Source organism: Lacticaseibacillus jixiensis, assembly GCF_042847315.1.
Classification (GTDB): Bacteria; Bacillota; Bacilli; order Lactobacillales; family Lactobacillaceae; genus Lacticaseibacillus; species Lacticaseibacillus jixiensis.
The window spans coordinates 1-2,808 of record NZ_BAAFPR010000069.1 but is presented as its reverse complement, the minus strand read 5'-3'; the positions used below and the strand labels follow the sequence as shown (position 1 = coordinate 2,808).

Sequence of the window (2,808 nt, the reverse complement as noted above, 5' to 3'; positions counted from 1 at the left end):
TGAAGACGGCATATAGCTTTACCAGGTAATGCGAAGTTTTTGACACCACTCGGCGAAAAAATTGTCCAAGGTCGGCGAAGAAATTGACCAACAATACAGAAACCTCCTGTATACTACGGGTAGCATACGTGTAAGCGCGTGCAATTCTTAAATACAGGAGGTCTTTGTAATGGCTATTCATTACCGTCAAATTCTTGAGCTTCACGCTCAAGAGCTGGTGCAGCGAGACATTGCGGCAATCACTGGGAATTCACGTCCCAAGATTTCTGAAGTTATCAAGCAAGCTGAGCTACATCAGATTAGTCCACCATTTACTGATGATGTGGATGATATTTGGTTGGAAAGCTTGTTGTTTCCTCAGAAGCAACCGATGGCAAAAGGTCGGCAGATACCCGACTTCGAAAAGATACACGAGGAATTGGCTAAGCCTAACGTCACCTTATCCCTGGTTCATTATGAATATGAGCAAGAGTGCCGACAAAATGGCACAATTCCGTATGCGTATCGAACCTTTTGCCAGTATTATCGTGCTTATGCGCAGAAATATAAGGCAACTATGCGGATCCGGCGTAAACCAGGTGAAGTGATGGAGGTCGATTGGGCGGGCTCACCTTTGCATATCGTCGATCGCGAAACTGGAGAAATCATCAAGGCATATCTGTTCATCGCTTCTTTGCCGTGTAGTGCGTACAGCTACTGTGAGGCATTTATGACTGAACAACAGGAGGCGTGGCTTACTGGACACATTCATGCGTATGAATTCTTTGGTGGTGTGACGCAATATCTGATTTCCGACAATCTCAAAACGGGTGTGACTTCGCACAAGCATAGCGAAATCATCTTGAATGAAATGTATCGAGATCTAGCCTTGCACTACGGCACAATTGTGATGCCAGCACGAGTCCGGAAGCCAAAGGATAAGCCGACTGTCGAAGGTGTTGTGGGGACAGTATCAACATGGATTATAGCAGCGCTACGAAATGAAACATTCTTTGGCCTCGAGGAATTAAATAAGGCCGTTCGCATCAAACTCAAGGAGTTCAACGAACGGCCATTCACAAAGAAATATAAACAAGGTAGTCGCCTTTCGGCGTTTCATGACGAAGAAAGCTTTGCCTTGCGACCATTACCTGTTCAAGCTTATACGATGGCCAGTTGGCGGACTGCCATCGTGCAATTAGACTACCACATCAACGTGGAAAGTCAGTTTTACTCTGTTCCTTACGAGTATATCTCATCTAAAGTGGATATCAAGGTGACGAAAGATATCGTAGAAGTTTTCTACAAAGGTAATCGAATTGCCTCCCATAAACGACTAACCGGTAAATTCGGGCAATTTTCAACCAATCACGATCATTTGCCAGCAGAACATAAACTGTTCGTCGATCATACACCTGAGAACGCATTAGCTTGGGCGGAAGAGGTTGGCATCAATACGCTTGCCGTAATGCGATATCTACTTAAATCGGCGGCAAGTGAAAAACAAGGTCTAAGTGCAGCTTTTCGATTCAAAGGCTTAGCTAGAAAATACGCAGCTATTGAAATCGAAGCCGCGTGTACGACCGTGATGAAAATTGCGACCGCACCGACGGTGTCCGTAGTTGAACGGGTTATGAAAAGTCAAAAGATTCCAGCACCAAAGACGATTAACGAACCCGACTACGGTTTTACTCGTGGTGCAGCATACTTTGGAGGAAATGACTAATGGTAAATGACGAAACTCAACGGAAGTTACGGCAGATGAAGCTTACCTCTATGGCAAATGCCTTGGAAGCACAGGAAAGCAACACAGAATATCGATCAATGAACTTTGATGATCGGTTCAAGTTACTCGTTGATGCGGCTTACGCAAGCCTTCAGTCAAATAGGCTGAATCGACTGATCAAGAGTGCAAATTTTCGGACGAATGAGCCATGTATAGCTGATATCAATTACTTGCCGGATCGTAAGTTGGATCGGAACTTGATTCAACGCCTTGCGACTGGCACGTATATTCAAGAGCACCATAACGTCATCTTAATGGGTGCTTCAGGTAACGGGAAAACATGGTTGGCGACAGCTTTGGGAATTGAGGCTTGCCATCAGTTTCATAAAGTAAAATATGTGCGTCTTCCCGAACTGATTGATGATTTGATTGTAGCGAAGCATGAGGCAAACGGTGACTTTCATAAGATTATTGAACGGTACAAGAAAGTTGAACTCTTGATCATCGATGAGTGGCTTTTGACGCCGATCAACGATGAACAAGCTCAGACTATTCTTGAGTTGATCGAATATCGAAGTCAGCGTGGTTCAACAATCTTTTGTACTCAATTCGCGCCGGAAGGCTGGCATAGTAAGCTGGGAAATCCACAGATTGCGGATGCGATCCTTGACCGAATCGTCCACGATTCTTACAAGCTCCTTATCCAAGGCGACAAATCGATGCGCGAGCGGTATGGAATCGGAGGCGAATTTGCATGATTTCAGTAGAACTGGAACAACGATTGGCGCTGTTCTATGCACATACAGACGCAATGGAAGACTGGGAAAATGTGCTTGGCGACGCACTGGTGGACATTATCTGGGAAAATAACGATAAATTGACGGATGACGAGCTTTTCGAATATGGAAAAGAAGTCATCGTGAAATACCTGGGTAAGTGCCGAGGAGACAAGCTCCCGTAAAACTGAAAGTGGCATCGCTGAAAACGCTCAGCGATGCCACTTTTGAAATTCTTGGTCAATTCTTTCGCCGAGTGGTGTCGATTTTAGCACCGAATGGGGTAAAAAAGATCGCCGAGTTGGGCAATTCGCTTCGCCGCCTTCA

The 2,808-nt window shown here is 45.2% G+C and carries 3 protein-coding genes; all 3 read left to right on the top strand.

The features are described 5' to 3' along the window. Positions 1-169: 169 nt before the first annotated feature. The 3 genes from istA to ACGG90_RS15380 are packed head-to-tail and all read left to right on the top strand — an operon-like array spanning position 170 to position 2,666. Positions 170-1,705, top strand: a complete 1,536-nt coding sequence (gene istA / locus ACGG90_RS15390) for an IS21 family transposase (protein WP_003663190.1) — start codon at positions 170-172, stop codon at positions 1,703-1,705. Continuing rightward, positions 1,705-2,463, top strand: a complete 759-nt coding sequence (istB, locus tag ACGG90_RS15385; protein ID WP_003663191.1) for an IS21-like element helper ATPase IstB — start codon at positions 1,705-1,707, stop codon at positions 2,461-2,463. The genes istA and istB overlap by 1 nt, the downstream gene beginning before the upstream one ends. Then, complete coding sequence (locus ACGG90_RS15380) at positions 2,460-2,666, top strand: hypothetical protein (protein ID WP_003663192.1); 207 nt, start codon at positions 2,460-2,462, stop codon at positions 2,664-2,666. The genes istB and ACGG90_RS15380 overlap by 4 nt, the downstream gene beginning before the upstream one ends. Positions 2,667-2,808: the final 142 nt, after the last annotated feature.